Annotated in this window: 1 protein-coding gene; it reads left to right on the forward strand. The window is 55.9% G+C overall.

Annotated elements, in window-relative coordinates:
* Positions 1 to 408 (forward strand): hypothetical protein (locus tag MM817_RS16555; protein ID WP_241717166.1); only part of this gene is annotated, 408 nt, incomplete at both ends.

A 408-nucleotide genomic window follows, 5' to 3' on the forward strand; every position in this document is an offset into this window, starting at 1 on the left:
TACCCTCCGCTCACGTCCATGCCGCCGTGGTAGGCGAATCTTTCAACGTACCGGTTCGCGAACCTGCACACATCGTGCTCCCGCAAACCGAAGAGCCGATTCGCGCCACATCGTGGAAGGGACAAGTCCTCGCCTTCAAGGAGAACGACATGCTTCTTCTTGGCTATTGCACCCAACAAGCGGGTGGAACCTGCCACGTGACCTTACAAGATGGCACCACCAAGCGCATCCCTGTGGACTTTGTCAAAGAACCACTAGGGCGTGTTCCTGCAGGAGAATCCCCCAACGAGTATATGGTAGGACTGATCGCTGCTGCCAAAGCCTGTATCGAGGATGGCCGTTATTTTGGGTACCGATCGGCTGAGCGTTTAGGGTATCTGATCGCAGAACAAGGTGGCCTCTTGCCTC

Origin of the sequence: Sulfoacidibacillus ferrooxidans (genome assembly GCF_022606465.1) — a bacterium.
Classification (GTDB): Bacteria; Bacillota; Bacilli; order Alicyclobacillales; family SLC66; genus Sulfoacidibacillus; species Sulfoacidibacillus ferrooxidans.